Source organism: Streptomyces sp. NPDC051664, assembly GCF_044453545.1.
In the GTDB taxonomy this organism is placed as follows: domain Bacteria; phylum Actinomycetota; class Actinomycetes; order Streptomycetales; family Streptomycetaceae; genus Streptomyces.
This window is the reverse complement of the sequence record NZ_JBITCU010000027.1, coordinates 26,503-53,005: the sequence shown is the minus strand read 5'-3', so window position 1 is coordinate 53,005 and position 26,503 is coordinate 26,503. Positions and strand designations below refer to the sequence as shown.

Annotated in this window: 30 protein-coding genes and 3 pseudogenes; 12 read left to right on the top strand and 21 right to left on the bottom strand. The window is 67.5% G+C overall.

From position 1 onward, the window contains the following. Positions 1-62 precede the first annotated feature (62 nt). A complete protein-coding gene (locus ACIA8E_RS32750) occupies positions 63-383 on the bottom strand; it encodes a transposase (protein WP_399303554.1) in 321 nt (106 codons plus the stop codon). Positions 384-561: 178 nt separating this feature from the next. Between ACIA8E_RS32750 and ACIA8E_RS32745 the strand changes: the two genes are divergently transcribed. The 4 genes from ACIA8E_RS32745 to ACIA8E_RS32730 all read left to right on the top strand — a co-directional run bounded on the left by ACIA8E_RS32745 (position 562) and on the right by ACIA8E_RS32730 (position 4,866). After that, on the top strand, positions 562-942 hold the full coding sequence (locus tag ACIA8E_RS32745) for a VOC family protein (RefSeq protein WP_385492771.1): 381 nt from the start codon (positions 562-564) through the stop codon (positions 940-942). 641 nt (positions 943-1,583) lie between these two features. Further along, complete coding sequence (locus ACIA8E_RS32740; RefSeq protein ID WP_399303551.1) at positions 1,584-2,750, top strand: alanine--tRNA ligase-related protein; 1,167 nt, start codon at positions 1,584-1,586, stop codon at positions 2,748-2,750. Between the two features lie 870 nt (positions 2,751-3,620). Beyond that, positions 3,621-4,076 (top strand): ALF repeat-containing protein, encoded by a 456-nt coding sequence (locus tag ACIA8E_RS32735; RefSeq protein WP_399303549.1) that lies wholly within the window; start codon positions 3,621-3,623, stop codon positions 4,074-4,076. 322 nt (positions 4,077-4,398) lie between these two features. Next, positions 4,399-4,866 (top strand): Rieske (2Fe-2S) protein, encoded by a 468-nt coding sequence (locus tag ACIA8E_RS32730; protein WP_399303547.1) that lies wholly within the window; start codon positions 4,399-4,401, stop codon positions 4,864-4,866. 29 nt (positions 4,867-4,895) lie between these two features. On the opposite strand, the pseudogene ACIA8E_RS32725 reads toward ACIA8E_RS32730, so the two are convergent. The 5 genes and pseudogenes from ACIA8E_RS32725 to ACIA8E_RS32705 all read right to left on the bottom strand — a co-directional run. Continuing rightward, positions 4,896-5,099 (bottom strand): annotated as a pseudogene (locus tag ACIA8E_RS32725) (IS701 family transposase); the annotation flags it as partial. A gap of 225 nt (positions 5,100-5,324) precedes the next feature. Further along, on the bottom strand, positions 5,325-6,284 hold the full coding sequence (locus ACIA8E_RS32720; RefSeq protein ID WP_399303545.1) for an amidohydrolase family protein: 960 nt from the start codon (positions 6,282-6,284) through the stop codon (positions 5,325-5,327). A gap of 372 nt (positions 6,285-6,656) precedes the next feature. Beyond that, positions 6,657-7,004 carry a PRC-barrel domain containing protein gene (locus ACIA8E_RS32715; RefSeq protein ID WP_313941119.1) on the bottom strand — a complete coding sequence of 116 codons (348 nt, stop codon included), beginning with the start codon at positions 7,002-7,004 and terminating at the stop codon, positions 6,657-6,659. 681 nt (positions 7,005-7,685) lie between these two features. Then, on the bottom strand, positions 7,686-8,480 hold the full coding sequence (locus ACIA8E_RS32710; RefSeq protein ID WP_399303543.1) for an oxidoreductase: 795 nt from the start codon (positions 8,478-8,480) through the stop codon (positions 7,686-7,688). A gap of 232 nt (positions 8,481-8,712) precedes the next feature. Then, complete coding sequence (locus tag ACIA8E_RS32705) at positions 8,713-9,087, bottom strand: VOC family protein (RefSeq protein ID WP_399303541.1); 375 nt, start codon at positions 9,085-9,087, stop codon at positions 8,713-8,715. A 744-nt stretch (positions 9,088-9,831) separates the two neighbouring features. Here ACIA8E_RS32705 and ACIA8E_RS32700 point away from each other — a divergent pair. Beyond that, on the top strand, positions 9,832-10,266 hold the full coding sequence (locus tag ACIA8E_RS32700; protein WP_399303539.1) for a VOC family protein: 435 nt from the start codon (positions 9,832-9,834) through the stop codon (positions 10,264-10,266). A 66-nt stretch (positions 10,267-10,332) separates the two neighbouring features. Here the strand turns inward: ACIA8E_RS32700 and ACIA8E_RS32695 are convergent, their stop codons facing one another. Both ACIA8E_RS32695 and ACIA8E_RS32690 read right to left on the bottom strand, forming a co-directional pair. Next, on the bottom strand, positions 10,333-10,551 hold the full coding sequence (locus ACIA8E_RS32695) for a hypothetical protein (protein ID WP_399303537.1): 219 nt from the start codon (positions 10,549-10,551) through the stop codon (positions 10,333-10,335). Between the two features lie 297 nt (positions 10,552-10,848). Next, positions 10,849-11,466: a TOPRIM nucleotidyl transferase/hydrolase domain-containing protein gene (locus tag ACIA8E_RS32690; RefSeq protein ID WP_399303535.1), complete on the bottom strand. Its 618-nt coding sequence runs from the start codon at positions 11,464-11,466 to the stop codon at positions 10,849-10,851. A gap of 242 nt (positions 11,467-11,708) precedes the next feature. Here ACIA8E_RS32690 and ACIA8E_RS32685 point away from each other — a divergent pair, with 242 nt between their 5' ends. Further along, positions 11,709-11,810, top strand: a complete 102-nt coding sequence (locus ACIA8E_RS32685; protein WP_399303533.1) for a molybdopterin-dependent oxidoreductase — start codon at positions 11,709-11,711, stop codon at positions 11,808-11,810. A gap of 258 nt (positions 11,811-12,068) precedes the next feature. Here the strand turns inward: ACIA8E_RS32685 and ACIA8E_RS32680 are convergent, their stop codons facing one another. From ACIA8E_RS32680 to ACIA8E_RS32660, 5 genes are all read right to left on the bottom strand, one after another. Continuing rightward, entirely contained in the window at positions 12,069-12,314 is a 246-nt protein-coding gene (locus ACIA8E_RS32680) for a hypothetical protein (protein ID WP_399303531.1), read from the bottom strand. Then, entirely contained in the window at positions 12,298-12,549 is a 252-nt protein-coding gene (locus tag ACIA8E_RS32675; protein ID WP_399303529.1) for a DUF6400 family protein, read from the bottom strand. Before ACIA8E_RS32675 ends, ACIA8E_RS32680 begins: the two co-directional genes overlap by 17 nt. 600 nt (positions 12,550-13,149) lie before the next feature. Then, the gene (locus ACIA8E_RS32670; protein ID WP_399303527.1) at positions 13,150-13,383 is read right to left on the bottom strand and encodes a winged helix-turn-helix domain-containing protein; all 234 of its coding nucleotides are present in this window, start codon (positions 13,381-13,383) and stop codon (positions 13,150-13,152) included. A 417-nt stretch (positions 13,384-13,800) separates the two neighbouring features. Then, complete coding sequence (locus ACIA8E_RS32665; RefSeq protein ID WP_399303525.1) at positions 13,801-14,265, bottom strand: orotate phosphoribosyltransferase; 465 nt, start codon at positions 14,263-14,265, stop codon at positions 13,801-13,803. A gap of 1,048 nt (positions 14,266-15,313) precedes the next feature. Further along, a complete protein-coding gene (locus ACIA8E_RS32660; RefSeq protein ID WP_399303636.1) occupies positions 15,314-16,126 on the bottom strand; it encodes a class I SAM-dependent methyltransferase in 813 nt (270 codons plus the stop codon). A gap of 348 nt (positions 16,127-16,474) precedes the next feature. Here ACIA8E_RS32660 and ACIA8E_RS32655 point away from each other — a divergent pair, with 348 nt between their 5' ends. Next, positions 16,475-17,173 (top strand): aldo/keto reductase, encoded by a 699-nt coding sequence (locus ACIA8E_RS32655; RefSeq protein ID WP_399303523.1) that lies wholly within the window; start codon positions 16,475-16,477, stop codon positions 17,171-17,173. A 403-nt stretch (positions 17,174-17,576) separates the two neighbouring features. On the opposite strand, the gene ACIA8E_RS32650 is transcribed toward ACIA8E_RS32655, so the two are convergent. From ACIA8E_RS32650 to ACIA8E_RS32635, 4 genes and pseudogenes are all read right to left on the bottom strand, one after another. Next, a complete protein-coding gene (locus ACIA8E_RS32650; protein WP_399303521.1) occupies positions 17,577-17,723 on the bottom strand; it encodes a hypothetical protein in 147 nt (48 codons plus the stop codon). 222 nt (positions 17,724-17,945) lie between these two features. Continuing rightward, on the bottom strand, positions 17,946-18,233 hold the full coding sequence (locus ACIA8E_RS32645) for a YkvA family protein (protein ID WP_399303519.1): 288 nt from the start codon (positions 18,231-18,233) through the stop codon (positions 17,946-17,948). Positions 18,234-18,250: 17 nt separating this feature from the next. Then, positions 18,251-18,505, bottom strand: a complete 255-nt coding sequence (locus ACIA8E_RS32640; protein WP_399303517.1) for a WhiB family transcriptional regulator — start codon at positions 18,503-18,505, stop codon at positions 18,251-18,253. A gap of 687 nt (positions 18,506-19,192) precedes the next feature. Then, a pseudogene (locus tag ACIA8E_RS32635) lies at positions 19,193-19,306 on the bottom strand (IS5/IS1182 family transposase); the annotation flags it as partial. A 210-nt stretch (positions 19,307-19,516) separates the two neighbouring features. Between ACIA8E_RS32635 and ACIA8E_RS32630 the strand changes: the two are divergent. The 3 genes from ACIA8E_RS32630 (at position 19,517) to ACIA8E_RS32620 (ending at position 21,247) form a co-directional block, all read left to right on the top strand. Beyond that, complete coding sequence (locus ACIA8E_RS32630; RefSeq protein ID WP_399303515.1) at positions 19,517-19,705, top strand: hypothetical protein; 189 nt, start codon at positions 19,517-19,519, stop codon at positions 19,703-19,705. Between the two features lie 278 nt (positions 19,706-19,983). Beyond that, the gene (locus ACIA8E_RS32625; protein WP_399303514.1) at positions 19,984-20,118 is read left to right on the top strand and encodes a hypothetical protein; all 135 of its coding nucleotides are present in this window, start codon (positions 19,984-19,986) and stop codon (positions 20,116-20,118) included. Between the two features lie 484 nt (positions 20,119-20,602). Further along, entirely contained in the window at positions 20,603-21,247 is a 645-nt protein-coding gene (locus ACIA8E_RS32620) for a dihydrofolate reductase family protein (protein WP_399303512.1), read from the top strand. A 172-nt stretch (positions 21,248-21,419) separates the two neighbouring features. On the opposite strand, the pseudogene ACIA8E_RS32615 reads toward ACIA8E_RS32620, so the two are convergent. From ACIA8E_RS32615 to ACIA8E_RS32605, 3 genes and pseudogenes are all read right to left on the bottom strand, one after another. After that, a pseudogene (locus tag ACIA8E_RS32615) lies at positions 21,420-21,665 on the bottom strand (oxidoreductase); the annotation flags it as partial. A 320-nt stretch (positions 21,666-21,985) separates the two neighbouring features. Next, positions 21,986-22,402: an SRPBCC family protein gene (locus ACIA8E_RS32610; protein ID WP_399303510.1), complete on the bottom strand. Its 417-nt coding sequence runs from the start codon at positions 22,400-22,402 to the stop codon at positions 21,986-21,988. Between the two features lie 49 nt (positions 22,403-22,451). Next, entirely contained in the window at positions 22,452-23,462 is a 1,011-nt protein-coding gene (locus ACIA8E_RS32605) for an aldo/keto reductase (RefSeq protein WP_399303508.1), read from the bottom strand. Positions 23,463-23,600: 138 nt separating this feature from the next. On the opposite strand from ACIA8E_RS32605, the gene ACIA8E_RS32600 reads away from it, so the two are divergent. Then, the gene (locus ACIA8E_RS32600) at positions 23,601-24,527 is read left to right on the top strand and encodes a LysR family transcriptional regulator (RefSeq protein WP_399303506.1); all 927 of its coding nucleotides are present in this window, start codon (positions 23,601-23,603) and stop codon (positions 24,525-24,527) included. Further along, positions 24,466-25,071 carry a C40 family peptidase gene (locus ACIA8E_RS32595; RefSeq protein WP_399303504.1) on the top strand — a complete coding sequence of 202 codons (606 nt, stop codon included), beginning with the start codon at positions 24,466-24,468 and terminating at the stop codon, positions 25,069-25,071. Before ACIA8E_RS32600 ends, ACIA8E_RS32595 begins: the two co-directional genes overlap by 62 nt. A gap of 980 nt (positions 25,072-26,051) precedes the next feature. On the opposite strand, the gene ACIA8E_RS32590 is transcribed toward ACIA8E_RS32595, so the two are convergent. Beyond that, the gene (locus ACIA8E_RS32590; protein WP_399303502.1) at positions 26,052-26,480 is read right to left on the bottom strand and encodes an SMI1/KNR4 family protein; all 429 of its coding nucleotides are present in this window, start codon (positions 26,478-26,480) and stop codon (positions 26,052-26,054) included. Positions 26,481-26,503 lie beyond the last annotated feature (23 nt).

Below are 26,503 nucleotides of genomic sequence, written 5' to 3'. Positions count from 1 at the left end.
CCTTCTTGAGGCGCCTCCAGCAGATGAGGCTGCCGGCCAACGAGAGGAGGGCGTCGTGGAGTTCAAGGCGCCGTTCCCAGCACACGGCGAGGCGCTCGAACTGGTGGAGTAGGGCGAAGGCCTGCTCCACCACGTCGGAGCTTGCCCAGGCCCTTGATGTTCGGGGCGCCCTTGCGGGAGATCACCGGCATGATCTTGCGATGCCGCAGCTCTTGGCGCACGGCCCTGGAGTCGTAGGCTTTGTCGCCCAGCAGGGAGTCGGGGCGGCGGCGTGGACGCCCCACCCGTCCGGCGGTGGGCGGGGCGCCGTCGACCAGGACGAGGGTCTGGGTGATGTCGTTGACGTTCGCCCCAGTGGTGATGGCAATTCCCGTCTGCCCCACTGGGCGGCCTACGGTCCGTGCCCGGCGGCCCGGCCGGGCGAGGCGGCGCCCCCCACAAAACCCTTCTCACCTGCTCGCCTCACCCGGTACGGTCTCGATCATGTTCCCACTGCGGGGAGCCCAAGAGTTCCGCGCACGGTCGCCCCGGCAGTTCCCACGTTGAGAGTAGGTTTCGTCGATGGCATGTCGTATCAGTGAGCTCGTGCTCGGTTGCCGCGACCCCGAGGTGCTGGCGCGGTTCTGGTGCGAGGTCCTGGACTTCGTAGTGCTCGATCGCGAAGGGGACGACTGCTTCGAGATCGGGCCGCGCGAAGGGTTCGGTGGCCCGCAGCCGACGATCATCCTCAGCCGCAGGGACGAGCCGGAGCCGGGGAAGCCCCGGCTGCACATCGACGTCAACGCCACCGACCGCGATCAGGACGCCGAGCTCGAACGCCTCCTGAAGCTCGGGGCGCGTCCGGCTGACATCGGCCAGACCGGCGAGGAGCAGTGGCACGTTCTTGCCGACCCCGAGGGCAATGAGTTCTGCCTGCTCAAGGCCCGACTCAACCCGCTCTGACGGCTCTGTGTCCCCGGTGCGGCCCCAGGGCCTGTCAGCAAATGGTGATCTTGAGTGGTGGATCATGGTCGGTTGATATACCGCCTTGAACTGTCTGATGCTGAGTGGGAATTCCAGCCGCTGCTGCCCGCCCCGTTGCGCGGGCGGAAGCGGTTGGACGACCGGAGCGTCCTCAATGGGATGGTGTGGAAGTTCCGGACCGGGACGGCGTTCCCGAGCGATACGGGCCATGGGCCGCACTCCACACCCGTTCCCGCCCGCTTCGCCGCTCGCCTCCCGCAGCCCTGCGGCATAACCGGCCACTGAGAGGAGCTGGAGTCGTTGCTTCTGAATGCGGATTCCAGCGCCTGTCACGTTCTGGTCCAGCATCCCCACGGTCGCTTGGGACGTTCTGGCGGAAGAGAAATTGAATGCTTCGGTGGCAGGGACGCGTTATGGTCATCCGCATGAACGTCACCGGCCCAAGCACCATCGCGACCGCGCGAGCGACCAGCTCGCCGGTTGCCGCCGCCTGACTTCCCCTCTCCCCGGCGACCGGAAACGGTCCGTCGGTAGTGCCGTGGCGCCCTTGGCCCCGGCCGGACGACTGAACGGTCCCGTTCTCCGGTGCCTCCCCCGCTGTGACGCGAAGGAGTCATCCCATGAATACAGAACAGCTGGTCAGTACGTTCATCGAGTACTTCGAAGAGCGCGCCCATCGCCGGATCGTAGGCTCGACGCTACTGCCACCACCCGGTGACCCCGTGCTCTTCACCACCTCCGGCATGCACCCGCTCACTCCACATCTGGAGGGTCGCTCCCATCCGCTCGGCAGGCGGCTGGTCAACGTGCAGCGCTGTCTGCGCACCACGGACCTGGAGGAGGTCGGCGACGCCACTCACCTGACGGTCTTCGAGATGCTCGGCACCTGGTCGCTGGGCGACTACGAAGGCCCGCTCAGTCTCGACTGGGGATACGGGCTGCTCACCGAGGGACTGGGTATCGATCCCGGCCTGCTGCATGCCACCGTCTATGCCGGTGGCAGCCAGGCCGGGCCGGACACCGCTTCCCTTCAGCTGTGGCAGGACCGCGGCGTCCCCGTCGAACTCACCGTGGAGGACAACTGGTGGTCCAACGGATCTGTCGGACCGTGCGGTCCGGACTCGGAGATCTTCCTGTGGAGAGGTGACTGCCCACCCCGGTCAACACCCACCCGCGACGACCGCTGGGTGGAGGTGTGGAACCACGTGATGATGACCCACCGCCGGCTCGACGACGGCTCCCTCGTGCCTCTTCCCCAGCGGAACGTCGACACCGGTCTCGGCCTGGAGCGGCTGGCCTCACTGCTCCAGGGCAAGTCGTCCGTCTTCGAATGCGACGTCTTCGACCCGTGGCGCCGCCTCGTGCCGCCCCTGTGGCCCCTGGAAGAGCCTTCGCTGCGTCTGGTCTGCGACCACCTGCGCTCGGCCATCGTGGTGCTCGGCGACGGCGTGTGCCCGGCCAATACGGGACGGGGTTACGTGCTGCGCCGCCTGGTACGACGGGTGCTCACCGTGCTCTGGCGGGACGATCCCTCGCGGGGTGTCGAAGACTTGCCGGAAGAACTGGTCCAGCACACTCTGGACCACTTCCGGCAGGACATGCGCCCACGCGACGTGCTCCGGGTGTTGCTCGAGGAGGAGTGCCGGTTCCGTCGGCTGCTGGAGCGCGGTCGGCAGGTGCTCGCCCGACCTCGGTTCCAAGGCCGGCTGACCGAGGAGGACTTCCACTACCTCCACGACACCCATGGTCTGCCACGTGAGCTGGTCACGAGTCTGCGGCAGGAGTGAGGCCTGCGGGGGCGAGGCGCTTCGCCGCGCGGGCAGCGACGACCGGCGGCCGCACCTTCGAAGCCGAGTCGTCATCGGCGGCGTACGGCCACCGGTGTGTCGTGCGCCGCGCCCTCACCCCCGGCCAAGCGGACGCCTCGTTGGTCGGGTACCTCGTCTGGCGTGGCCTGTCCGACGATGCCGTGATCGCAGGACGACACCGCTGGCCGCGCGACGTCGACATCCGTACCGGGGCATCGACTACCTCATCGGCTACCCGCCGCCAAGCCGGACGGCTCTTTCGCTCCACGGCGTCCGACAGATCGGCCTCGCCTGGTACGACTTCGGCCGCAACGCATTCCACGCGAGGCGGACTGTGTCGACGACGGCGTCCACCACACCCTCGCCGACACCGAAGTGCCGGACGCCAGACTCAACGAACTCGCCACCGAGGCAGGTGACTTGTGGCCGTATCCCTGGCGCGATGTCATCGTGGGCTGCCTCGAATGCGTCGATGACCTCTGTCGAACAGCGCGCGCCCGGAGAGAGTGGCCAACGAACGCGCCAGATCGGCCAACTATCGTGCTGAGTCACACGTGTTGTGACTGAGGATTCCAGCTGGTGGATGAGCGCGCGAGTCGGCGGGGCCGAATACCGAGTCGGTGGGCAGGCTACTGCCCATCATGCGCCGGCTCATGGGTGGGACGAGCCGGCGATGGCTGCGGCCGCGACAAGCGGGCGCGGTCGGCGCACGGCAACAAAAGGACCATCACGGCTGCCGGAACGTAGCAGTGATCGCAGGTATTGACGGGCGCCATCATTTCTGCGCTGGTAGGCGTCATGCGACTACCGGGTTCCTGAAACCATTGCGTTCCGAAGGCAGGTCCACACATGAGAATGACCCGTACGGCGCTTACTCTCGCGGCCACCGCTCTGACTCCGGCACTCCTGCTCGCCACCCCGGCTGTTGCTGCCTCGTCGGCGCCCGTGGCTGCCACCGACTCGGCGACACCGGCAACGGACGGCTCCACCACGCCGGTGGACGAGATGTCCGAGGAGGACCTTCGCGTTGCGATTCTCCGTATCCTGGCGGACGAGGACAGTGGCACGAGAGTCATCCGTGAGGCCAATGACGCCCTCAACGGCACCGCGGAGGACATGCGGTACTTCCTGGAGTCCGGCTATCGTCTTGCGCAGGCCGAGGATGACCGTGTCGCCATCTTCCGCATTCTCGCCGACGAGAACATCAGCAGCGCGCTCCGCGCAGCGGCAGAGGACACAGTCGACGGTACGCCGGAGGAGATGTGGTACTTCCTGGAGCACGGTCAGTACGAGATAACCGTTTAGTACTCCAGCAGGCCTTCTTCATCAGCACTGGTCAACGGCTTGGGCGTGGAGGGTTTAGCGGTCTGGAATGGGGGTGGGACGGTCTTCGGCGGGCCGTTGCACGAACGTGTGGCCGCGCTGCTTGTAGTGGCAACGGCGGGCGCGTGCTTGGTGGCGGCGACGCCAGTAGGAGGACATCAGTGCGTAGTCGCGTCCTGAGCCTTGTGCCACTCGGGCGAGCTTGCCGCCAGGTTGCTAGGACCTCCGGGCCCGCGGGGTCACGATGCCTGTGCCGGGAGCGCACGGTTCACGGTGTCGTGGCCACCACGCAGGGGAGCACGCCATGTATGCAGGGCGAAGGACGGTACTCACGGCAGGTGCGGCGGGCGCCGCCGAGCTGGTGACCGCTTGCGGCTCGTCCGGGGACGGGGGCGGGAGCACGGCATCCGCTCCGGCGACCTCCCGGGGCGCGACGCCGAGCACCGGGGCAGGCGCGGCGAGTGCCGAGGGTTCCGTACAGGGAGGAGAGGTTCTCGCCAAGACCTCGGACATTCCGGTCGGAGGCGGCAAGGTCTTCGAGGAGCAGGAGGTCGTGGTGACCCAGCCCAAGGAAGGCGAGTTCAAAGGCTTCTCCGCCATCTGCACCCATAAGGGGTGCACCGTCGTCGCGGTCAGCGATGGCACCATCAACTGCCCCTGCCACGGCAGTCGGTACCGCATCACGGACGCTGCGGTCGTGGCCGGTCCCGCGCCGCAGCCGCTGGCTGCCGAACGGATCACCGTCACCGGTGACACCATTCGGCTCGGATGACGCGCTCGCTGGGGGCATTGCCGGTCGGATCAGCCGAGCCGATGGGCGGCATCGTGGACGGGCCGGACGATGGGAGTGATGAACAGGCGCTGGATCTCGTTGCAGGTGAGCGGCATGAGGCCGTTCGGTACCGGTTGGCGGGCATACTCATCGGCTCTGATGACAGGGAGGGAGGCGTGAGCGAGCATCGCGAGGGTAACCCAGTGGGACCAGGACGCGTAGCGGGGGACTTGCTGCGCCGCACTTTCTCCAGTCTTGTCACGCGGATGATCAACGGTGGCCGCATGCGTGTCGTCACCGGCTCCCTGGCAAGATCGGGACTTGCAGCCGAACGCTATATACCGGAAGCCCTCTGTGGCTTTCTCGACAAGCAGCGCGCCGATCTGCTTCGGAAGATCGAGGGTGTCTCTGACACGGCAACCGGCTGGAACACCGCTCACCTTCTGATGGCCGAAGGATCACGGACCGGACAGGCCGAGCAGGTTTGCCGCATTGGTGTCGAGGATCATCGTGGCCTCCTCCGGGGCGAGCCCCGAGTCAGCGATGTAGTCCACGGCCCGCAGGAATACCTCTCCGTCCTCGTACGGAAAATCCGTGCCGAGTACGAGGCGGTCCGCCCCGAATGACGCCGCGGCGGCGACCAGCGCCGGCGAATGCACGTGGCTGACCGTGTCGTACCAGAGGCGGCCGACGGCCACCGATGGCAGCTCGGGCGTCTCAGGGGACTCGAACGCCAGATGGTCGTCAAGCCGGCGCGGCAACAATGGCAGTGCCCCGCCCAGATGCGAGGCCAGAATACGCATCCGCGGATAGCGCACGGGGATGCCCGCGAGGATCAGGTGCATGACCGCCACCGTGTCCTCGACCGGAGCTCCGACCATCCACGTCATGCCGTGCCCGGTGATCAGCGGGCTGGCGGCCCCTTCGCCGGCCGGGTGGACATACAGGACGGCACCGCGCCGATCGAGCTCCTCGTAGAGGGGGTCGAAAATCGGGTCGGCGAGTGTGCGGCCGAGTACGGTCGTGGTCACGCCGATACCGACTGCACCGAGGTCGTCCAGGGCGTGGACGACCTCACGCAGGGCCGCGTCGACATGGGGGAGGGGCAGCGCGGCGAAGGCCCGGAAGCGCCGGGGGAAGCGGGCCACCAGCTCTGCGTACGACTCGTTCGCCGAGGCCGCCAGCGCCACGGCGTCGGGCTCCTCCATCAGGTGTGGGGACTGCGGTGCCACGGAGAGCACCTGAAGGTCGATGCCTGCCTGGTCCATCAGCGCGAAACGGCGGTCCAGATCGGCTTCGGTCGCGTCGGCGCCGATCCCGCGCTGGGTGTCGGTATCGGTCTTCCCCAGTCGTTCGAGGTGGTCCAGGTACTCCGTGGTCCACAGGTGAGCGTGCACATCGATACGCAGATGGGTCACTCTTCGATGAAACGCCCCCCGCGCGGTGCGGGCCAGTCGGCGGCCCGAGCGGACACGCGTAAGGCGGCGCAGTCCGCGACCCGGCGTCGCAACTCCCTCATGCGAACGTGCGCCATGGGTGGCCACGGCACCCAAGCCTTGAGCAATCGGATATGGCTGGGCCCGCCCATCGAGCAGCGTGACAGGCGAAGCGTTGGTCGCTTGCTCCGTGGTCTCAGGGGGGCGGCTTGGCCGCGGTGTCGGCGCCCTGACGGGAGCCGAACGGACCCCGCCCGCCGCTGTTCCGTTCCCCCGGCCCCGGCCCGCTGCGGATATGCCGGGGTGGGCCAGGAATCCCTGGCCCACCCCGACCTCTCGCTTCATGGGCTCGTGTCAGACGCGAGGGGCGTCGTAATATTCACCGACCGCGTCGTGATAGCTCGGGTCGCCGAGGTGCCTGTCCTTGTCGAACTCGGGTGAATCCTTGATCTCGGCCTTGGTGCGCGAGACGTGGATCTTCTTCTCCGAGGCGTCGATGAGGGTGATGGTTCCGGCAGGCAGCAGTACGTGCTTACCGAAGATCCAGACGCCGGTGTCGACCACGATGCAGGAGGAGCCGACCTCATCGGAGTGCTTGTCGACCTTGCCGATGCTTCCGTCGGTCGCCTCGACCTTGTACCCGGTCAGGTTCGTGCCGGCGGTGTAGCCCGTGGTCGGCTGGTATCCCCAGATGTCGCTCATGCCTAGCTCCTTCATTTGGTGCGGGTTGAGAGAAATCTGTATTTCGCCGTCGATCAGAGCCGGCGTTTCCCTCTCGATCATTCGCGTGCCCGCCCTCGGTGATCTCACACGGTCGGATCCACCCGCCCACAGGCACGCACCTTCGGGCCTGTGCTGCCGGCAGCGGGCATGGGCGGCATCGGCCGACGTGCTCGAATACGAGTGCGGGGGACATGTGGGAAGGGTGAGGGGGGCACGGTGGGGTCGGCGGGGAACATGGCGATACGGACGGTGTCATGGCTGCTGATCGCTGTCGTGGCTCTCGTCTTGGGGGTGGCGACGGCCTTCTGGATCCGCGGAGCGCTGGAGCGGGAGTTCCGTACCGCGCCGGCGTGCGCCTCTGTCCCGGTGAAGGCGTCGGGGTGCCTGTGGCAGCGGGAATGCACCGTTCGGAAGGCCGACGCGCACCGCGGGGAGGGGAACGAGTCGCCGGAGGCCGAGTTGTTGCTGCCATCCGGCAAGCCATGGGACGTGACGTTCCGGGCGGGACAGCACCTGCTGAACGATGCCCTCCCAGTCGCCTGCGGCACCGGCGGACAGTGGCCGCGCCCGCCACGGCGGCGGAGCACCGTGGCGACCGGATCGCCGGGCCTGCTTCGGCAGTCGAGGGCGTGAGCTGCCCCCGCTTCGCCCGAGCCCGTGTCAGGTGGTCTTGATCTGACCTCCGTCAATGACGAATTCGGCACCGGTGATGTTGCCGGCACACGGGGAGGCCAGGAAGACAGCAAGGTCGGCCACCTCCTGAGGTTCGGTGATCCGTCCGGTGGAGATGCCCATCTGCTGGGGCACGACGTCGTCCAAGGCCTCCTGCGCCGTACCGCCCGTGCCGGCCGCGACCGTGTCGGCGAAGGCGCCGGGGGCGGTCCAGAACGGAGTGCGTACGGGGCCGGGAGCGATGGCGTTGACTCGGACACCGCGGGGGGCGAACTCCTCGGAGAGGGCCTTGGTGAGATTGCTCAGGGCGGCTTTGGCTGCCGAGTAGTCCACGACCATGGGAAAGGGCAGTCGGGCGTTGATGGAGCTGATGTTGACGATCGCCCCTTCGCCGTGGGCCAACAAGTGCGGCAACGACGCGCGGCTGGCGCGCACCGCACTCAAGAACGTCATATTGAGGGCACGTACCCATGCGGCGTCATCGACATCGAGGAAGCTGGAGCGTGGGCTGGTGGCACCGACGTTGTTGACCAGCACGTCGATCCTGCCGTGTCGGGCCGCCGCCTCCTGGATCAGCGCGTCCGCAGCGTCCGCATCGGCCAGATCGACCGGATGAAAGGCGACGTCGAACCGCTCGCGCAAGGCAGCCAGCTCAGGTGTTTCCGTGCGGCTGCCGACAACGACGCGCGCGCCTTCACGGCCGAATGCCTCGGCGACAGCCAGGCCGATGCCCTTGCTTCCTCCAGTGACGACGGCGACCTTGTCCGTGAGATTCAGCTCCACCGGATTCTCCTTCGCGGCAAACATCGGCACTATAAAGCAACTCGAACTGGGTTCTTTGGCTGAGTATCGGTCCTAGGTTCGGCGCAGTTGCCCATCGCCACGCGGCAACCGCTGAGGACTGCTGCGTACCAGCGCGTTCCTGCAGCTGAGGACGGGCAAGGGCACCCTTCGCAAAGTGAGTTCAGAGCGAATGAGGAAGCAGAGCGCTGGCTGGCACAACGAGCACGAGCAGTCAGCGTTTGACCAGACAGAAGGGATGCCCAGCCGGATCGGTGAGGACCCGCGCCCTGGCCTCATCATGCGGCTGGTGATCCGGCTTGCCCGCACCCAGCTCCAGCAGCTGGGTCTCGGCGTCGTCCAGGTCGTCCCCGACGTTGAAGCAGACGTGAAGCTGCTGGGGAACGGTTTGGTCCGGCCAGCTCGGAGCTCGGTAGTCGTCGACTCTTTGAAAGCCGATGAGAAGTCCGTCCTCTCCGTTGAGACCGGCGAAGTCGGCATCCGACTTCGGGTGAGGTTCGAGGCCCGTGGCCTGCTGATAGAACGCCGCCAGAGCCAGCGGATCAGGGCAATCGAGCGTTATCGCACCCAACTTCATCTGCAGAGGCATGGCATCTCCGGGTCGATCGGTGACCTTCTCGATGCACACCCTAGAGGCGCTCTGCCTCTTGCCGACCTGCTGGCCGTGGGCAAGCCCACCGGTCCTCCTCGAGGCCCCGAAGCACGCTTCCGCAACGCGACACCATCTGCTGGATCGGGGAGACACACCACTCGACGTGGTTTCGCGGAACGAGACACGACCTGCGCGGGACACAGTGTCTGCGGAAACAACTGGGGCCACATGCCCGGGTCGTGCTCCAGCAGCCACGCAGCTGGCGCGGCCGGACGGTGGGCTTTCAGTCAGGCTCATCGGAGGGCAGAGACTGCGAACACGACGGCGCGTGTACGGCAGAACCCTTCTCTCAACCAGGAAGCCATCCGCTTTCCGAACGTGATCGTTTGATGCGGCCGCGTGGGCATGAACTCTGCTCGGCGGCGGGAGAGATGGGGTCGTTCGACTGCTCGCGTCGTGCTTGAGGAGGTGGCCGGCGCCGTCAATGCTCGGTCTGTTGGAGGCTCGGGAGAAGTAGTCCGGGAAGAGGTAGCACGGTTGCGGGAGGAGGCCGAGCGGGTGCAGGCCGAGCTCACTGCGGCGGAGGGGGTGCTGAAGGCGGCGGGCGAAGGCTTCGCGAGGGTGGGTGACTGACGCCGAGGTCGGCGAGCGGATTGTCAGAGGGCGGTGCGAGGATGGCGTTGTGTTCCGGGAAGCGACCGGGGCGAGGACGTGGGCAGGTTTCGAGCGGTCGGAGGCGGCATGACCAAGGAATTCCAGGTGACTTACGACTGCGCCGATCCGGGCGCGCAGGCGGCGTTCTGGGCTCAGGCGCTGGGCTATCGCATCCAGCCGCCGCCCGAGGGCTTCCCCGACTGGCCGGCTGCGCTGACGGCGTGGGGCGTGCCGTCTGAGCGCCACAACGACCGGTCGGCCATCACGGATCCGGACGGCAAGGGGCCGCGGGTGTTCTTCCAGAAGGTCCCGGAGGGAAAGACGGCGAAGAACCGCTTGCATCTGGATGTGCGCGCAGCACCCGGCCTGACCGGGGACGAGCGGATGGCCACGCTGGAGGAGGAGGCCACCAGGCTGGAGGGGCTGGGAGCGAAGCGGCTGTACCGGCTCGAGCCCAATGGCCTGGACGAGGGGATCATCGTGATGACCGACCCGGAGGGAAACGAATTCTGCCTGGATTGAGGGCAGGGTGCCGGCTTTGAAGCCAAAGGCTCTGTCGGAGACAGGGAGATGTTCGAACTCCTCCTGTCAGCCCGCCCGGACCGATGAGCCCGATGGCCTTTCGGTCCCGCTTGTGCGGACGACGATCTGATCGAAGGTGGGGGTTCCGGGGAAGATCGGCGTTGCTTGACGCTTCTCCCGTGCGTCAAGGTGGGCGATCTTCTCCTCGGCGCCAGCGAGGCTCACCGAGAGTCCCTGGGCTTCGCCGAGCCGGTCTTCGTGCTCGGCTTCGGCGATGCGGTCCATGAGGTTCTGGCGGATCTCCAGCAGGCGTGGACGCTCTTTGGGCTCACGATGAGGACGGGGCAGCGAACACACGCATGCTCGTGCGCGCAATCCGTTCCGCAGGCTCGTCCACACTCGCCGAGGGCGAGCTTCCGGCGCTCGAAGCTGATCATGGCGTGGGGCCTGTAGCCAAATCGCAGGCCCCACGGTCACTCAGCGCTCCGCTTCAGTTGGCCACTGAGCCCTTCAGCCGACCACGTCGGGCGGACGGCGGGACAGAGTGCCCGACGTGGCTGCGACCGCGTTTCCGTGCCTCGGTCACAGACTCGTGACGAGGTCGTCGAGCGGGGCCGGTACTTGTCCGAGGTCGAGGGTCTCCGCCAGGAGACGGCCGTAGCGGATCTTGCGGCCCTTCTTCGTGCCGAGGAAGCGCCGCAACTGTTGCTGCCGGGGCCGACCGTGTTGTGCCGGCTGGCGCAGGAAGGTCTGCCAGGCCCGCAGGTCGCCCTCGGCCCGGATGATCTCCTCTACCCGCGACGTGCCCAGCGCACGGATGAGTTCGTCCTCCAGGTCCGCCACGCACACGAAGAAACCGCGGTGAGGTGCCCGGGCCCGCTCCAGGCCGCGGGCGTAGAAGCGCTGCTCGCGCTCGTCGCACAGTCCTGTCAGACGCAGGCCAAGACCGGGTGGCCCGAGAAGACCGGCGTAGCGGCCGACACTCATCGCCCCGCCCATCGGTACGACGCACACCCCTTCGGCGGCCAGGTCCCTGCCACGCCGTGCGGCCAGCGCCTCGACGGCTTCGAGGTCACTCGGTCCTTCCAGCAGCACCGCCGTCCGCAGCCCCAGCTGCACGGCCAGATCACTCGCCGGTTCGCCGGCACCGCCGGCCGCCCAGCGGCTGACCGCGTCCCGAAATGCCTGCATGTCCGCCATGGAGCGAGTCTGCACTCCACCGACCGGCATTGCATGGAATATTCGACGGCCCCGCTCGACACCCCCCGGCACCCTCGTCATGTGGGCCTGATGCCCCACCCCATCACTTGTGGCACTGAGCCCGCGGAGGCTCGGGATGCCAGTGCCGGAGTGGCCCGCCATCTCTCACAACGCGGCCGGAAGCCGCTGCTCACCGGCTCGTGAGTGGAGCCCACGGATGCGAGCCGGCCACCGGCCGAACCGTGCCGGCCACGCACCATCAAGGAGAGCCGCCCACCGCCGAGCACGGATTCCCCCTGAGCCTCATCGTCCCGCACCTCTACGGCTACACCAGCTCCAAGTGACGAGGCGGCATAAGGTACTTGACGGAAGACCGCCGCGGACGGCGAGGTGCCCAAAACGTCCGTCCGCTGCGTCCGAGGGCACCGGGACCGCCTCCTGCCGTGTCCAAGGTCAACAACCGCAGGACAGGATCGGGACCGATGCTGACGACTTGCTGACCTGCGCCCCCGCAAAATGGCTCTGACCTGCATGAATGCCAAGGCGGACCGGTCAGTGCGAAGTCCTGTGCCCAACAGGCCACGTCCTGGGCCGGCCGTCGGTCACCAACCGGAGGTGTTGTCGTCGCTACGGGTGACGCCGGGCCGCGTGTTCACTGACCACATGTGTGTGCACCGCGGACACTGAAGGTGAACGACGGGTCCGTTGCTGGATATCAGATAGCGCCAGTGCTCACCGCAGTTGCGGCGGTCTGCGCAGGGCTCGCAGTGGCGGGCGTCGTCGCAGACGGGGCAGGCGAGCCAGGCGCGGCGGGCAATGTCTGCCTGTGGATCAATGGGCAGCCGCACGGCCCGGCTCCCCTCCTGGTAGGACTCCGGCTGCCACGAGCAGGTCGTAGGTGCGCTGCTGCTCGGCGTCGAGGTTCGAGTAAAGGAGCGTGTAGGCCTCGTCCTCGCTCTGGAGAGCGGCGACCGGGTTCCAGTCGGGCCCGAGTGCGGTCACGACCTCCGCCCGTCGTCGAGCTTCTTCGAAGGTCAGATCGATGGTGAAGGGTATGTGCCCGGTGCGATTTTCCTTGTTCATTGTGTGACTTTCGATGAGCTGTCGGAATTCCACATCTATCAGGCGACTGCAGCGACAGGGAAGGGTGGGCTAAGTCGACCCGGAGCGGCGCAGTGTCCGGCGCGTCGACGGGGAACCCTCAGATCGGCAGACAACGCTGGGCCGTTGCCGGCACCGGGAACCCACAGCGAACACGGTCCCGCACAGGGCAATGTGACGTACTTCATGGGGTTGCTGCATGGACCTGGGCGCGGTGACGCGCGAGCAGGCGGTGCAGGACCGGTGCGCTCGGCCACAGACCTGGCAGCGTCCGGCACGGCCGTCAAGTGCAGGTGGCCGAGGAACAGGCCCGTGTGCTGCGGGTGCGTGGTGCGGTAGGCCGGGGCCCGCCTTCGTCAGCGAAATGACACGAGCGGTGAACGGCCACAGTTTCTCGTGACGGGCGCCCCGGGCTGCCGGCAGTCCCCGGCCTCGCTGCCGGCGGCACAACGGCGGAGCGCTCCTGTCACGCTGGTTGCAGCCTCGCCCCTGGTGCGCAGCGCCGGCCCCCGAACGCACCGCGAGATGCGCGCTGATCAAACCGATGGAGGGCCGCCTCAGCCCGGCTCGTGGGGCCCGTGCTCACTTGCCGTAGTGGGGGTCGATGTCCCAGATGCAGCCCCAGACCTGTTCCAGGAGCTGGGTCCAGGAGAGGACCCGGCCGGGCCGGTGCGTGAGCGCGAGCAGTAGATCGAACTCACGGGCGGTCAATCCCAGGTCCCGTCCGGCGCATGAGGCGGTACGGCGGGCCGGTTCGATCGTGATGTCGCCGATGACCAGGGGAGGCTGCGCCGTGGACTCGTGCAGGCGGACCACGGCGTGGAGGCGCGCGGCGAGCTCGCCGATGTAGAACGATTTGACGACGTAGTCGTCCGCGCCGGCCTCGCAGCCGGCGCACCACCTCGACGCCTGACGAGCCCGGCATCGGCACGCCCAGAACGATCACCGAGGGCGGCCGGGCGGCGACCTCCCCCAGCGCCATCTCGCCATCTTCGGCCAGGCGCACCATGAAGCCCTCCAGTCCCGAACCCAGGTCGAGGGCCTCGAGTCAGGATCAGGTGTCGCCCGGTGCCAGGGGAACGGTTGGTCCTGCGCACGTGTGAAGTTGCGCAGGGCCCGGAACGGAGCACAGGCCGAACCGATGCTGCGAAAGCGGCCAGGATCGCCCGTCAGAACTCGCGCAGCTGCGAGCGGAGCCCGCAGGACAAGAGCTTGCACGGTGATCGGGATGGGTCAGGCCGCTGCCCGGAGATCGTCCGCAGTCAACAACGAAACCAGTCCGATCCCTGCGCCGACCAGCGCCTCGGCGCCACCCTGCTGACGGTCAATGACGCACAAGGCTTCGCGGACGTCCGCGCCGAGAGCACGCAACTCGGCGGCGGACAACACGATCTGTCCGCCGCTGGTGACCACATCCTCCACGATCAGGACTCGTCGGCCCACGATGTCAGCACCTTCCGCGAGGCGGCGCGTCCCATAAGCTTTGGCCTGTTTGCGGACAAAGGCGCACGGCAGCCCAGTGTGTCGGCCGAGGGCGGTCACCACCGGAATCCCACCCATCTCAAGGCCGGCCAACACCTCCGTGCCTTCCGGCACGAGCTGGGCCATCTCCCTGGCGATGGCGTCCAGGAGAACGGGATCACCTTCGAAGCGGTACTTGTCGAAGTACTCGGTGGCCGTGAGGCCGGACCGGAGCACGAAGTTGCCGGTGAGGTGGGAAGCGGCATGGATCTGGTGTGCAAGGCTCGAAGAATTCACAAGTCCGAAGTCTCTCAGCCGAGCGGAACCACCCCGGGGACCAGGGCGAAACGTCACTGAGGCAACGAAGCCGACCGCAGGGTGTCCGGAGATCGTCGAGACGCTTGCCCTTGCCGCCTCTCACGCAAGTCCGGGCACTCCACTGGGCGACGTACCGGCCAAGGTCGAGCGATCGCAGGTATGGGCGAATGAGGTCGTCGACGCCCTCCTGTCGGCGCGCAGCGAGGGTCCCGACCAGCAGGTAGTTGTGGGCGAGGGCGTCGGTGAGCGCGCACAGCGCCAAGCGGCGCGAGGCCGACCGGGCGACGTGTCTCGACGTCGACGAGCACGGTTCCGTAGACACGGCCCTTGCGCTGGGCGTACTCGTCCACGCCGACCACGCGGGGTACTGCGGGGGCGGGGTCCGGAAGCGAGGCGATCAGCCTCAACAGGGTGATCCGGCTGACCGGAACCTTGAGGGCGTCCCTCATCCGGGCGCCGGCCCGGCCCGCGAGCGTAAGACCGACCGACACCAGCGTCGACCGCAGCCGCTCGGTCCGTCGCCCGAACCTGCCGGTGAGACCGGGTACTTGCTCGGCGAAGGTCATGCGCTCGCAGGATTCCTCCTCGCAGACGAATCTCCGCACGTCGGCAGACCACGAGGAAATCGCAGGTAGGAGCCGTGTATTCGCCCCGACCAGCTCCCGCACCCCGGACAGGCCGCCTGCCCTGCGGTCGTGCGGGCCTCGACCCGGACGACCGTGTCGATCACCTCGACCGATTCACCAACACGCCCTCGACCGAGGAGAACAGCAGCTCGTTCAACTGCGGCAGCAGTTCGTTCACGGCGAAGGACTCTCGACCACACCACCGTCCAGCCAGGCGATTTTCGGGCGGACTTCAGTGGTCGTAGACGGTCAGTGCGCGCATGACTCGCTGGCCGCGCATGAACCTGGCTCCACTCATCAGGCCCCCTTGGAATCGATCATCTAGGGAACCGGGAGGCGCTCTACCGGCGGACCGCCGAGATCAGTCCGCCGGGCCGCTCCTCGCGCTGCGGCGGGGTGCTGATCGGGCGGCCGTAGGCGGCAGCGCGCTCGCGCAGGGTGTGGCTGTCGGCCTCCCAGCCGTGCCCGGCCAGCCAGCCCACCGGGTCGTCGGGCATCTCCGAGATCCACATGGACGCCGCCGATCCCTGCGCGGCGTCCGCGCCGAAGCGCTCGATCACGCCGCGCGAGCCCAATGTCAGCCCCATCCGACTGCCTGCCGCCGACTGCGTGCTGATCCGGGCCAGCAGTAGCTCCACCGCCTCCTCGGGCAGATAGATCAGTAGTCCTTCGGCGATCCACGCGGTCGGCATGGCCGGGTCGTGCCCTGCGGCGGCCAGCGCGCCTGGCCAGTCCTCACGCAGATCCACCGCGACGGTGATCCGCTCGCAGCGTGCGACGGCCCGCTCCTGGCGCAGCACCGAAGCCTTGAAGTCCAGTGGCGCGGCAGTGTCGACCTCGAACAGCCGGGTGCCCGCGGGCCAGTCCATCCGGAAGGCCCGGCTGTCCATGCCGGCGCCGAGCAGCACGACCTGCCGGACCCCGGACGCGGAGGCCTGCTGCAACAGGTCGTCGAGGAACTTCGTCCTGATGACGATGGAGAACGACACGGCCAGCCGGCGGCGTCGCGCGGCCTCGTCATCGGGCGGCGGCGAGGAGGGCCACAGGCCACCGGCGGTGGCGAAGGCCTGTGCCAGTGGGTCGCGGAACAGCGCGTTCTCCCGCTCGGTCTCCAGCGCCCGCACCCTGGCCACCCCCACCGCCGTGGCCCACACTCCCGACGGCTGCACCTGCTCCTGCTCATCAGTCACCGCGCCAGCCTAGATGATCGATTCCAAGGGGCCTGATGAGGGGAGCCAGCTTTATGCGCGGCCGGCCAGTCATGCGCGCACTGAACGCCTACGACCACTAAAACCCAACCGTTAGGCGAAGATCAACAGTCACCCTCTGTACGCGACCACACGAAGTGGGCCAGAGCCACTACTGGTGAATAGAGCCATCGTTCAGGTACTTCACTGCTCGCCGACTGCGGTCTTCGGCCAACGCGAGCAGTGCCTCAGGTACTTCATCGGTCAGGAGAGTTTGTGCAAGCGCAGCAGGGCCGGACCTGCTGCGCTTCGGGCATGGCGTCGCGAACGTGCTGCAGAGATGCCCGGCTTCGGGCCGGAGACTTCCTGCAAAGCGGATCAAGCCCAGACCACCCCCACCTGGCGAGGCGCCTACCAGGGCATCAAGGCAAGGTCGGGCCGCTGCCCGGGCCGAGCGGTGTACCGAGCGAGCAGGCGACGCCTGGTCAGCTGCGCGGCCTGGTCGAGGCAGATCTGCGCTCCCTCGGACTGGACCGGCTCGACCTGGTCTATCTGCGGGTGGGCGGGATGACCGGACCGGGCGGCGAGTCGATCGCCGAACGGTTCGCGGTACTGGCCGACCTCCGCGCGGAGGGGCTGATCCGGCATCTGGGAGTGAGTAACGTCGACGCCGCCCAGTTCGCCGAGGCCCGGGCGATCGCACCCGTCACGGCGGTGCAGAACCAGCACACCGGTGACATGGGGCTGCTCGCGGAATGCGAGGAAGCGGGCATCGCCTACGTGCCGTACTTCCCGCTCGGCGGTGGGGGCAGCCCACTCGACACCGAACGGCTCGGCAAGGTCGCAGCACACCTGGGCGCGACCACCGCGCAGGTCGCGATCGCCTCGCTGCTCGTGACCTCGCCGTCGGTGCTGGCGATTCCGGGCACCGGTTCTCTCGATCACCTTGAGGAGAACCTCGCGGCGAACGATCTCGGTCTCAGTGACGAGGACCTCTCTGACCTGCGAGGCTGACGAGTCGGCTCCCGAGGTCAGCTTGCCTGCCATGCCCGCTTCGACCTGGACGATCTGCTGGCGAGGCTCGACCGGCACGCCACCGATCACCAGGAGGAATCCTCCGTCGCGTCGGCAGCATGAGTAACCCCGAAGAACTTCCGGGCCGACCGCTCACAACTCCTGACGGACTGACTCCAAAGACCTCGCGCTGGGCACAGGGGAGGTGGGTTGCGGCCGGGTGCGAGGATGCTGTCGTGTGGGATGCGATCGACGCGGTGAACTGGGGCGCCGTACGGGGACATCCCGGCTGGTGCGAACCGGCTCGTGCCGCCCGCGGCCTGCGCGCGGTGGCAGATGCAGTGAACGTGCTGCAGGCGGCTGAGGCCCGCTCGCTGCTCGACCGCGGCGGAATCGCCCACGGTCACAGTGCCCGCGGCGTCCCCAGCCACCGCAGCGCACCGCGGCCATTGTCGGACTCGGCTTCTTCGACGGATGGGACCGTGCCGACGGCTGGGGCTACGCCTCCGGCCTCGGCGGGGCGGCCCAGCTCCTCAGCCGCGAAGTCCACGCGCGCAAGCTTCGCCCTGGCCGCACTGCAAGGGCGGCCCGTGGCCCAACTCGACACGGCCGTCACACCCTTGATGCGCCACCCGGAACGAACGCCTCATCTGAGGGCGGAAGTCCGAGACCAAGTGCGACCGGCATGCGTGCACTCCTGTACGCGGCGGCTGGACAAGTACCGTATGCCACCCGTCGGCTGCGATCCGGTTGGGCGCGGGGCGGGCCGCCCTTATGGGTGAGGGCGGCGATCGAGTAGCCCGCGGCCGTGGGATGAGAGCGAGCGCAGCGCCAGCAGCAGGAACCCGATGTCGTCGAGATAGACGGGGTCGGGGATCAGGTCGACGGGACACACGGTGTAGATCGCCGCCGCCCACACCAACGCCTTGTTCCGCAGCGGGACCCCTGCGTCGATCAGCAGCTTCCTTGCCCGGATCAGCCGGATCAGGAGGACGCCGGCGACCCCCATGGTGAGCAGTGTGGCGACCGCGCCGACGAGAAGCCAAGCCGTGAGGTCCATGGGTTCATCGTCCACCTTTATCCGGATTCCTGAGCCCGCCTGCGGGTGCGGCGCTTCAGCGCACGCCGTTCGGCCTCACCCAGGCCACCCCATACGCCGGAGTCCTGACCGTGCTCCATGGCCCACTCCAGACACATCTCCCGAACTGGGCATTCGCCGCACACCGCCTTCGCTTCTTCCGTCTGCGCGAGCGCCGGGCCGGTGCTTCCGATGGGGAAGAACAGTTCGGGGTCCTCGTCACGGCAGGCCGCCTGCATACGCCAGTTCTCCATGTGCCTCACTCCCGATGATTGTCCTCGTTCGGTTGGTACGTTGCGGGTGACCTACAACAGGCCCCTGAAACCCCATTGGCTTCCGCTCACCGCAATGCCGACCCTCGTACACGTGCACCGCGCATCCTGCGACCAGGCCAATCGTCGCCGAGGAGGTGCACGAGATCGGCGGGGATCGCGTCCCGCAGGGCGAACCCGCACTTCGTACCTTGGAACCTGAAACCCCGTATCCCCGCATCCCACGGCTGGGGCCCTTCATGCGATCCTGCGGTCAAACCGGTGCAGGGTCCGGCTGTTGCCGCGGCACGGTCGATGCCTCAGGACGCGACAGACCGGGTGGGCCGCCGGCCGGCTGGAGAGGGCCTTCACCCCACCGGCAGCTCTTCCGTCCGTAACCGCCGCGACAGCCGACGCATCGCGGAGGCCGGCACGGCTGCTGCGCCGCGGTCTTGCGGACGTCGGCGAAGGACGAACTCGCCGAGCGGCGTCGCCACAGTCAGAAACAGTTGGCCCAGGGCCGCAAGGCTGCCATGGGGGCCGATCAGCGCGTTCGATGGCAGCACGGCCGAACAAGGCGACGCTGACGCAGTGCTGCCACGGACACGCGACCGGCACGACCGGGCCCGGCGGCAAGTGACCGCGGCCGAGGAGCATCCGCGAAGGGCGCGCGAGGAGTTTCAGCGGCCGAGCGCGAACAGCAGGATGTCGAGCCGCCCACCGTCGTCCACCAACCTGATCGGCCGGCATCGACGGCTCGATCCGGTCCCACATCGCGTCAGTGATCACCAGCTGCAGAATCAGTCCGTAAACCCCGGTCCCACCTGCGCCGATTCGGGATAGCATCCCGATCTCGAACGAATCCCGGGGGGGACCATGACTACCGAAGTGCTGCCACCACCGTTGAAATGCCCGCCGTACCCGCCATGCCGCCCGCGCCCGCAGCAGTGCCCACCGAGCGGCAGGTGAACCCCGAAATCACAGGTCTCGTAGGCCTGGTCGCAGGGGACAGGCATGGTCGGGGCTGCCTCGGCCATCATGGCCGGTAGTGGCGACGACAAACCGGTCACGTTCTCACTCACCGGCGCATTCGCCCTCACTGACGAAGTCGTTCGCACCGCCGACACCGGCTGCCAGGGAACCGGGGGCTACGACGACGTCGCGGTGGGAACCTCCGTCACCGTTTACGACGACGCCGGTTGAGTAGCGGTCATCGGCAACCTTGGCTCCTCCAAGTACGCGGAGGGGCACTGCGTCTTCAAGGTTGCCGTCGACGACGTCCCGAAGAGCGAGAAGTTCTATCAGGTCGAGGTGCCACACCGGGGGAAGGCCCGGCTCGGCGGCATGGAAGCCGAGGACGGCAAGCTCGCCGCCACGCTCGGCTAGACCTCACCGCACGACCGGGTCCCGGACCGCATGGCCCGGGGCCCAACTGTGGCCGCCGCTGCCCGCCGCGCTGCCGCTGGCGAGAGGATGACCCTATGACCAGGCACACCAAGCCCTGCGGCGACAGCGGTTGCATCTGTTACTGCTTCAGCGCCGCCCACTCGTGCGGCTGCGACTGCGGCCACGCCGACGAGTGTGACTGCCTCGACTGCCTCGAAGAGGACGAGTAACCCTTCACCGCACGGCAGGGCCCGTGACTCGCACGGCTGCTGGTGCTCGCGAGACGGACGTGGCACGGATGGGCCCCTCGGGGCCGCAGACAACATACGGACTCATTTGATCTTCATACCGCAGTCCTTGCCGGACGTGGGGTCGGTTGATCGGTCCAGCGCACCCAGATTCTGGACAAATATCATCAACTCGCGACGCCTGAAAGTGTAAAGGATGCGAGGAAGGGCGACTGTGGCATCGTTCACTTCAAGCGGCAGCGCTTGTCCATCGGTTCGGGCGTGACCGATCCTTCAAGCCTCCCAGATGACCGAGCAGATGGAGAAAGGCTCCGTGGGGGCGGAGGCCCCTCACCGCAGGAGCCTGCCCCAACCGCGTAAACCGCACAGGTCGGGCAGCCCAGTTCTTGACCGGTCACGGACGCAGCGATGAGTTTTCCCGGCCCGGCAAGTCTCACCACCATTGTCGACAACATAGGAGGAGCACGTGGTCCAGCTACTGAGAGTCCAGAACTTCAACGTCTCGAGTGACGGGATCGGCGCCGGTGAGGACCAGTCCCTCGAGAGGCCGTTCGGTCACGTCGAGCCTGAGAGGCTGTTCGCCTGGGCCGGTGCCACGGCGAGCTGGCCCATGCGCACCGAACCCGGGGGGAGCCGAGGCCTGGACGACTACCTCACGCGGGATTACGCGCGCAACATCGGCGCCGAGATCATGGGCCGCAACAAGTTCGGGCCCCAGCGCGGGCCCTGGAACGACCATGAGTGGCAGGGCTGGTGGGGTGACGAGCCCCCGTTCCGCACCCCGGTATTCGTCCTGACCCACCACAAGCGTCCTTCGCTCACGCTTTCCGACACCACGTTCCACTTCGTCGACGGCGACCCTGCCACGGTCCTCGAGCAGGCCCGGGAGGCGGCGCAGGGCAAGGACGTCCGACTCGGCGGCGGGGCTACCACCATCAGGCAGTTTCTCGACGCCGACCTAGTCGACACCATGCATGTGGCGGTCTCGCCGGTGAAGTTCGGATCCGGAGTACGACTCTGGGAGTCCCCCGATGAGTTGCTCGACCGGTTCCACCTGGAGGTCGTTCCCAGCCCGAGTGGGGTGACGCACCACCTGTTCTGGCGAAAGTGACAGGTCCTCAGGGTTGGCCCCGGCGGGCTGTTCTGCCTCCCGGGGCTGCCCTGAGGCGGGCCGTCGCGCCTCGGGCGGTCGGCCGGCCTTGCCGGTTTCTTCAGCTCGTACCCGATGTAGGCGAGCCGGTAGGCGTCGGTGGCGACGCCGGAAGGCTTGGCCACCGGCGGCGTCAGGCTGCGCTTGCGGTCGGCCTGACGATGATCTCGCTGACGTCGACCTCCGACGGTTGGCCGATCGCGTGGGCGAAGGCTTCAGCGACCGCGGAGGCGGGGATGGACACCTGGCGGTAGGTGCGCATCTCCTCGCGGCCCACCGGGTCGGAGATGGAATCTGCCAGTTCGGATTTCGTGACGCCCGGCGAGATGGTGGTGACGCGGATGTCGCCGCCGACTTCCTGGCGCAGTCCCTCGGAGATGCGCGCGTTCGCAGGAGTCCACGAACGCTGGATTGAGGTCCGCCAACTACGGCGCAGTGCCATCGGCGACTGGCACCTGTCCGAAGGAACCTGGCCGAGTCCTTCGTCCGGCCAGAGCTCCGTTGCCGCTCGCGACGCCGGATCAGACCCAGCCGCGTCTGACGGCGAGAGCGCGGGGGTGACCCGGTTGGTGGCTCCGAGCGCTTCATGCAGGGGTTTCACTCCGGTCAGGTCTCTTCCCTGCTGCAGTGAACACGCCGTGCTAGCCGGGTAAGGCGTGGCCGCAGCCCCTGGGCCTCGAGGGACCTAGGGGCGCGGTTTCAGTTGAGTGTTTTGTGGAGGGCATCGAGGCCGTCGCGGTAGATCCCGGTGAACAGGGCGACCACCTCGTCCTCGCTTGCCCCTTGGGGGGTGAACCGTCCGGACCACTGGGCCTCGGCTACGTCTTTCTGACCGGGCACTTCATGCACGCGCAGGGTGGAGATGTAGCCGACGACCGGGAAGGGCGCTTCGAGGATGGCGTAGCTGTAGTGACGTTCCGTTTCGTTGAAATCCACGAGGCGCTCGACGATGACCTCTCCGTCCGGGTTGGCGAGCCGGCGGACGCGGCCGCCCTCCAGAGCAGTGCTCTCGGCGATGTAGGGGAGCCAGTCGGGCAGGGAATCGAAGCCGCCGATCAGCTGCCACACGCGCTCAGGGGAGGCCGGTACAACCCGGCTCACTGATGTCGATGCCATGATCTTTCTCCAGGACTCGTTTGTTTCAGGAGCGGTGGTCGCGTAAGACTCAGGCGTTGCCCGGGAGTGGCGCCTGAGGGCTGACCAGGCCGGCCTTGCGGAGTTCGGCCCAGAAGTCGGCCGGGACGTTCTCGTGCAGGGCGGAGAGGTCTTCGGCGATGCGGCTGGGCTTGGTGGCGCCCGGGATGACGGCGGCGGTGACCGGGTGGGCGAGGGCGAACTGCAGGGCTGCGGCCTTGATGCTCACCCCGTGCCGGTCGGCGATGTCCTTGATGCGCCGGACGTTTTCGACGATCTCCGGGGATGCGTCCTGGTACTCGAAGTGGGTGCCGCCGGCCAGGATGCCGGAGCTGTAGGGGCCGCCGACGACCATGCCGACGCCGTGCTCCGCGGCCATGGGCAGCAGCCGCTGGAGGGCGTGGTCGTGGTCCAGCAGCGTGTAGCGACCGGCGAGGAGGAACCCGTCGGGCTGCGGCTCATCCAGGGCAAGGGCCAGCTCGACGGGCTCGGTGCGGTTGACACCCAGCCCCCACGCCTTGATGACGCCCTCATCCCGCAGCCGGGACAGCACGCGGAAGGCGCCGGTGCGGGCCTCCTCGAACTTCTGCAGCCACAGGTCGCCGTGGAAGTCCTGGGCGATGTCGTGCACCCAGACGATGTCGAGGCGGTCCACGCCCAGCCGCTTCAGGCTGTCCTCGATCGAACGCTCGGTGGCCTCGGCGGTCCACTCGTGCACGATCTTGTTGGGGTTCCCGTGCTCGAACAGGCCGCCCTTCTCGCCAAGGTCACGAGAACCCGTCTCGAGCTCGTCCAGGATCACGCGGCCCACCTTCGTGGACAGGACGTACTGGTCCCGGTCCTTTCCGGTGAGAGCAGCACCGAGACGTTCCTCGGACAGACCCGCGCCGTAGAACGGGGCCGTGTCGAAGTAGCGGATGCCCTGGTCCCACGCGGCCTGGACAGTCGCGTCGGCCTCCTCATCCGGGATCGCGCGGAACATGTTGCCCAAGGGCGCAGTCCCGAAACCAATACGGTCGGGAAGGAGGGATGTGATGGTCATGGCAGGTCCTTGTACAGAGGGGAAACCGGATTTCCGGCCCTTCAGCCGGTCCGTCGTTCTTTCCTCTTCGACATTAGGATGGGGATATCAGACTGTCCAAGACTTCCTTGGGCACACTTGAGTCCCCTGAGGTCTTACATGCTTGACCTGCGGCAACTTCGCTATTTCATCGCCGTGGCCGAGACCGAACACGTCGGCCGCGCCGCAGAACAGCTCCACATCTCACAGTCCCCGCTCAGCCGACAGATCGCCCAGCTCGAGAAGAAGCTCGGCCTCACCCTGTTCGAGCGCACCCAGCAGCGCATCCGCCTGACCCGTGACGGCGCAGTGTTCCTGAGCGAGGCCAGAGCGCTCCTGCGCCACGCCGACCGCCTGGAGAACCTCGGCCGCCGACTGGGCCGCGGGGAAGAGGGAGGACTGTGCATCGGCTACGCGCCCGACGCCATGCACACGGGTGTGCTTCCCGGTGCGCTGCGCCGCCTGCAGGAGGAGCGTCCCGGTATTCACGTCGCTCTGTACAACATGTCCGCCTCGGAGCAGTTCGAAGGGCTGCGCCAGCGCAGCCTTGACATCGCCCTGGTACGGGAACCACCGGACCGCGACGATCCTGTGCTGCGTGCAGCGCCCTTGCTGGAGGACCCCCTGCTGCTCGTCCTTCCGGCCGGCCATCCGCTGGCCGCACAGGACGTGGTCACGGCTCAGGACCTGGACGGCCTGCCATGGATCGCCATCGAGGAAGAGGGCGATCCCGGATGGCGGGACGCGTTCGTCGCTTCATGTGTTGCCTCGGGCTTTGCCCCCGACATCCGGCTCGACGCTCCGGAGCCCCTGACAGCACTGGGCCTTGTCGCCTCCGGCCTCGGTCTGGCTCTGGTGCAGAAGAGCATGGTGCGAGGTGTGACGGATGCCGTGGTGGTACGTGAACTGCCTTGGCAAGAGGCGTCCGTTCATCTGTGGGCCGTCTGGCACCACATCGACCTGCGCCCGGTCGTCTCCTCGTTCCGTGAGACGGTGCTGTCGCACGAGACGAGGAGCGAGGAACCGGTGGCCATCTCGGCAACGTGAGGACGGCGACCTGTGCACGGCGGGTTTCTGCGCCCCGTGCCCGTCCTGTCGATGGGACGGGTGCGGTGGCCGGATTCGGGGCCGGCTGTGTCACCCGGGCCGGCACCGACTACGGCGACATCCCCTCAGGCACACTGCCCGAGGGCAGATCACCGCCCCCATTCAGGCCGGCAACGCGATCCGTTCGGCTCGGCCGGCTCGGCACCCGTACCAGTGGGGCGGCACCTGCACCAACCCCCACGGCAACAACGCCCGTGACCGGTGCGACTGCTCTTCCCTGATGCAGCACGCGTACGGAGTGGCCGGCATCGAAATCACCCGCACCACCTGCACCCAGCTCCATGACGGGTGGGCGGTACCCGTCAAAGCGCTGCAACCGGGCGACCTGGTCTTCACCAACGGGACCGCATCCCGGCCCGAACACGTCGCCATGTTCATCGGCGACGGCCTCGTCGTGCACGCCCCCCGACCAGGACGCGTCGTAGAAGTCGCTGAGCTCGCGACCCACGGAATGATCCTGGTTGCCCGACGTGTCGCACCCTGAATCTCAGGCGGTCGCGGTCGCGGTCTGCGGGCGGTGGGAAACACTTGGTTTCGCGCCAGTCAGGCCACCTGGGCAGGCCGGCCGTCTGCTTGATGCACCCTAGAACCACGCGAAGGGGCCCCGCGGTACGTGCGACGGACCCGCGGGGCCCACCAGTACCGTCCTGTCAGGGCACCCATACCGACCGTACGGGCAACCAGCACTGACTGCCCGTCGACAAACACCCGGAGTACACACCTGCCAGAGCTGCTCCCACGTGCATTGGCGGTCCGACCCAGCTGCGACCGGAAGGCGCTCAGCCCTGAGAGCGACGCCGTCGTACGAGCAGTTCCAGTACTTCAGTTGCGCGTCGTCGCTGCCGTCAAGGCCAGGTGGGCCAGTGACCCGTAACGGCTCCAGCCCAACCGCTTCTCCGACCTCGGGATAGCCTGTTCACCTCATGGGGCCTGCGTGATCAACACGGCGGGTGATCACAGAAGGGGGAGCGCCGTGCGGGCGCTGAGGAAGCTCTTCAAGACGCTCGGGAGCACCCACCACGCACCCGACGACGAAACATTTGCAGCGAACGCACCTTGTGAGTGCTCACCGAGGTGGCCGGCGCTGGAGACCACGGCCAATGACTATGTGATCCGTGCGGTGCCGTCATCGAACTACAGCATCATGACGAACCCTGAGATCGGGACATTCGTCGCCCGGTGCACCGGATGTCACGCCAGGTACCCCGACCCGTGGGTGCTGGACGTGAACGAGCCGATGCCCTACGCCTGGGCGCGAGAGTCCGGTGAGCCGACTCGTCAGGAGCGCCCGGATTCCTGACATCAGCAGCTCACACCAACGAGCGTGAATCCCGCCGATCGACACTGAACGTCAGTAGCAGGCCAACAGGGGCACGTAGTGCGTTGGACGAGGTCCAGGAGTCCTCGTGATCGACCTGATAGGGATGAGGCCGCCTGGTCAAGCTTGTTGGCCGGACACCTCGGCTACCACCAGTCGCCATCACCGGCGAGGGAGCGGTGCAGGTAGTCCTCCAGCTCTCGTGCAGCCCACAGTCGACTGTCGGTCTCGTGGTCCCAGACGAAGATATCCGGACGCTCGGGCGTCAACACGAAGGCGAACTGGTCGCCCCCGCAGTTGTCACCGAAGAACAGCAGCGGATCAAAGGGCATGTACAGGCCCGGGAACGTATCGGGGGCCCAGAACAGCAGGTTCTGCTCCACAATCCGATCCAGGGACCACACGACGCCAGTCCCGTACTCACCGACTATTCCGTCGGTCTCCATCAGCAGAGCAGTCAGCTGCGCCGGCAAGCTTCGGCCCAGACGCCGCTCCGCCTCGGCCGGCGCCGTCGCGGCGACGGGTGCCCGGAACTCGACGTCGGGTGAGGCTCCAGCGGCGGCTTCTTTCCACATAGGCGCAGCTTAGACCGGCCTCG